The organism is Acetatifactor sp. (assembly GCF_982438285.1).
In genome coordinates this window covers 1-4,064 of sequence record NZ_CEWDFQ010000281.1, presented here as the reverse complement: position 1 = coordinate 4,064, position 4,064 = coordinate 1, and the positions used below count along the sequence as shown (strand labels likewise).

The following is a 4,064-nucleotide window of genomic DNA, read 5'->3' as shown; positions in this document are numbered from 1 at the left end:
ATCATAATACGTAACGGCCATCCACACAACATGTCAATCTTTAGATTAGGGCGTCAATATTTTGGTCTTATTATTCAATTTTTTTATTAAAGAAGCAAAAATCAATGGCAAAATTGCATAAAAATTTACCCTGTAACAATTCAAATAGCAATAGCAGGAACTAATAAAAATTTCATTAATAGTGAATTTTTATTAGTTCTTGCAGCGGTTTTTTGCCAAATTGACAAAAAAAATACTGGATGTAGAATTGCAGCCACATTAAAGGCAGCCAGCAGACCTCTCTTAATTGCCCATTTTTTCCCATTTAAGCTGACTTGAATTTTTAAAGGAGGAACCGCATATGTCCTATTTCGACGTAATTGGCGACGCGATGCTGAGGTGTGGTGAATGCCCCATGTGGGACTACCGGACAGGAGTATTTTATTGGTCTGATATGCTGGCCGGAAAGATCTTCAGTTACACCCCCAAAACCGGCGAAAAGGCAGTTGTGTGCTCGGGAAAGAATGTCTCCGGTTTTACGCTGAATAAGGAAGGCGGCTTTGTGTGCGCAACACATCAAGGCCTTTACCTTTGGGATCAAAAACGAAACTGGACGGAAATCGCCACCGAGTTTGCCGGGCAGGCTCTCCACTCAAACGATGCCTCTGCCGACGCAAAGGGCCGATTTATCTTCGGAACCACTTTTTATGATGAAACCGTAGGCGACCATTTTGAGCGCGGACGCCTTTACTCCGTTGATAAAGACGCCAAAATTACCATCCTGGATGAAGGCTGGGGCCTTTCCAACGGAATTGCATTTTCTCCTGACAACAAGTCCATGTATGTTGTGGATACGTATGAGAGAGTCGTTTACGCATACGACTATGACCTTGAAAACGGTACCGTTTCCAACAAGCGCGTTATTGTCCAAATTCCCAAAAACGAAGGTATTCCAGACGGTATGACTGTGGATGCGGAAGGCTGTCTATGGGTGGCACAGTGGTATGGCTACTGTGTTGCCAGATACGCTCCCGACGGAGAAGTTTTGCTGAAGCTGCACGTCCCCAGCGGGCAAACTTCCTCCGTGATGTTTGGCGGAGATGATTTGACCGACATTTATGTTACAACAGCTGCGGAAGTAAAACGCCTGTCTGCCGCTCCAAAGGGCTACGACTTTGACGCCCCTCACAACGGTAGCACATATCGATTCAACAAAGGGATCCAGGGACTTCGGGAAAATATTGCAGACATCCACTTCTAAATTAAAAAACAGATTAAGGAGGCCTACATAATGTCCGATTATTTCTCTATTGAAGAAAACATGAGAGGCAAAGTTGCCTTTATGACTGGCGGTACCTCTGGAATTGGAAAGGCCACTGTGACCAAATTCATCCAGGCTGGAGTAAATGTTGTCTTTGTCGGCAGAAACGTTGAACGGGGAAAAGCAATCGAGGCAGAGCTCAATGCACTTGGCAAAGGTGAAGCCACTTACATGGAATGTGATGTCACAAATTTTGACAAGCTGGCCTCCTGTGTGACCGCCGCTGCTGAAAAGTATGGAAAGCTGAATGTACTCTTTAACTGCGCGGGCATATTCCCTCCCCAGAAATCTTCAACGGAATACACTCTGGAAGAATTTCAGTGGATCTTAAACACAAACCTTGTCTCATATTTCATCACGATCAAAACGGCCCTTCCTTATCTGCGAAAAACGAAAGGTGTCATTATCAACACCGGTTCCGTTTTAGGCGCGCAGGGTGATGAAGGGGCATGTGCCTATACCGCAACCAAAGGTGCTATTCAGACAATGACAAAAACCATTGCAATCGATGAAGCCAGATACGGCGTCCGCTGCGTGGAAGTCAAACCCGGACACATCAACACAGAAATGTTTTTCCAAACCACCTCCGAGCAGGCGGATCCAGAGGGTTTTGTGAGCTATTCCGACTCTCTTCAGTGGATGAATCGGGGCGGCAATCCGGAAGAAATTGCTTATGCAGTGCTGTTTTTGGCCTCTGACTGGGCAAGTTTTGTGACGGGTACAGACCTGTTTGTAACCGGAGGGTTCGAAATCGGCGAAGGTCCCAAACCTATCAATCCATTCATGGCTTCCAACAAAGATAAGGACGGGAACGATCTGTTTTTGGATCAGCGTCCCATGGCAGACTGGATCGCCTCTCTAAAATAAGACGGCCTTCTCAAGCCGACATCATGCGGGAAGGAGCAGTTGAAATGAACTATCTGCAATGGCTGACCCGTGAGACGCCCACAAGATTTTGGCATGATTCCGCCATTCCCAGTGAGATCGATGATGCCATTGTAAACGGCGCCTGTGGGGTCACTACCAATCCTGTGCTGACATACAAAACCCTGCAGGCCGTTCCGGATTTCTGGCAGCCCGAAGTTGACAAAATTCCAAAGGACATTCCGCCTTCAGAGCGGGCTGAGGCTCTTTTGAAAATGGTAGCCTGTTATGCCGCAGGAAAGTTCAAAAAAGTTTATGAAGAAACCAAAGGCGAAGACGGCTATGCCTTGGGGCAGTTGAACCCTTCCATCTGCATGGATTCCAGCCTCATGATTGAGCAAGGGCTGCGCTATGCCTCCTGGGCTGACAACATCTCCGTAAAAACACCCACTATTAAATCCGCACTTCCGCTTGTGGAAGAACTTGCTTCCCGCGGAATCGCAGTATGCACGACACTGAATTTCTCCGTTTCCCAAGCCATGGCTGTGGGTGAAGCCTATATGCGGGGGCGAGCCAAAGCTCTCTCTGCGGGAATTCATCCCAAGCCAATCTTCGTAGTGCAGCAGGGCGGCCGGCTGGATGAATACCTCCTGGAAACAGCCCGGGACAATCAGATCCATATTGACCCGGCCATCATCCAAAATGCCGGGAACGCGGTATGCAAAAAAGTCTACCGGTTGTTCAAAGAGAGAAATATTCCCGCCCGTGTCATGCCGGCCGGACTCCGGGGCGTGCACCATCTGACCTCTATGGCAGGCGCGGATATGACTTTCTCTTTGCAGGCGCGAATCCAGAGGATGGTCATTGAGGCCGCGCCGGAGCAGAAATGTCATATTGATGAGGAAATCTCTCCGGCCATTATACAAGAGCTGTATAAGCTCCCGGAATTTGTGCGTGCATATGAGGAGGGAGCATTAAAGCCGGAGGAGTTCATTACTTTCGGAGTCACCCAGAAAACAATGTCCCAATTCCTCTGGACAGGCTGGGTGCCTTTGGAAACCTACCAGACAGATCAAGATTCCGGCCGGTGGTTTTAAAGAAGAAAGGCATCAAAATGAAAGGATTGGTCAAATACGCATTGGGAAGCGACGGCGTAAAGCTGATGGATCTTCCCGAGCCTGTACCCCAGGAGGGTGAACTGAAAGTAAAGGTTTTGGCTGCTGGAATCTGCGGCAGCGATGTCCACGCCATGCACGACCAGCGATCTGTCAATATGCCTGTCGTCATGGGGCACGAATATGTAGGAGAAGTTGTGGAAACCTGCGGTGACACAGGTATTTTCAAAGTTGGGGACTGGGTCACGACCCTGCCGGCCTGTTACAGCTGCAGAACCTGTGAACTTTGTCAAAAGGGTCTGGTGACCCTGTGCAAAGAACGCAAGTCTATCGGTTCTCACGTAAATGGGGCCATGGCAAACTACGTAGTAGTTCCTGCAAAATACAGTTTCAAGCTTCCCTCGTCAGTCAAAACGCTGCAGGAGAAAAAAATATATGCTTTGGCGGAGCCGCTGTGCTGTGTTGTAAGAGCCGTATTCGAGCGGATTGAAGTACATCCGAAAGATCTCGTGGTGGTCAGCGGCCCCGGCCCCATGGGCATTATGGCCGCGCAGCTGTTCAAACTGCGCGGGGCGTATGTTATTGTTTCCGGCTTGCCCATCGATCGGAAAAAACTGGATCTGGCTTTGAAACTGGGGGCCGATGAAGCTGTGACAAGCGTAGAGGAGCTGGAGCAGGCAGTATACCGGAAAAATCCTGCGGGAGCGGATATCGTTTGTGAAGCCACTGGTAATACCGGAGTCGCCAGAATTACCCTTGACTAATGAAAAGCCGCCCCTGGCGGG

Annotated in this window: 4 protein-coding genes; all 4 read left to right on the top strand. The window is 48.8% G+C overall.

All coding sequences use genetic code 11. The annotated features are described in order from the left end of the window. The first annotated feature begins 340 nt into the window (after positions 1–340). The 4 genes from AC1WIP_RS12425 to AC1WIP_RS12410 are packed head-to-tail and all read left to right on the top strand — an operon-like array spanning position 341 to position 4,043. Positions 341–1,240 carry an SMP-30/gluconolactonase/LRE family protein gene (locus AC1WIP_RS12425; RefSeq protein ID WP_481142125.1) on the top strand — a complete coding sequence of 300 codons (900 nt, stop codon included), beginning with the start codon at positions 341–343 and terminating at the stop codon, positions 1,238–1,240. Positions 1,241–1,270: 30 nt separating this feature from the next. Next, positions 1,271–2,167, top strand: a complete 897-nt coding sequence (locus AC1WIP_RS12420; protein WP_481142124.1) for an SDR family NAD(P)-dependent oxidoreductase — start codon at positions 1,271–1,273, stop codon at positions 2,165–2,167. A 44-nt stretch (positions 2,168–2,211) separates the two neighbouring features. Then, a complete protein-coding gene (locus AC1WIP_RS12415; RefSeq protein ID WP_481142123.1) occupies positions 2,212–3,261 on the top strand; it encodes a transaldolase family protein in 1,050 nt (349 codons plus the stop codon). A gap of 17 nt (positions 3,262–3,278) precedes the next feature. Then, positions 3,279–4,043, top strand: coding sequence for an alcohol dehydrogenase catalytic domain-containing protein (locus tag AC1WIP_RS12410; RefSeq protein ID WP_481142122.1), 765 nt, complete (start codon positions 3,279–3,281; stop codon positions 4,041–4,043). The last annotated feature ends 21 nt before the right edge of the window (positions 4,044–4,064 follow it).

Excerpts from the sequence above, each read along its gene's own strand:
- AC1WIP_RS12425 (WP_481142125.1), top strand. The coding sequence starts at position 341 with ATGTCCTATTTCGACGTAATTGGCGACGCGATGCTGAGGTGTGGTGAA.
- AC1WIP_RS12420 (WP_481142124.1), top strand. The coding sequence starts at position 1,271 with ATGTCCGATTATTTCTCTATTGAAGAAAACATGAGAGGCAAAGTTGCC.
- AC1WIP_RS12415 (WP_481142123.1), top strand. The coding sequence starts at position 2,212 with ATGAACTATCTGCAATGGCTGACCCGTGAGACGCCCACAAGATTTTGG.
- AC1WIP_RS12410 (WP_481142122.1), top strand. The coding sequence starts at position 3,279 with ATGAAAGGATTGGTCAAATACGCATTGGGAAGCGACGGCGTAAAGCTG.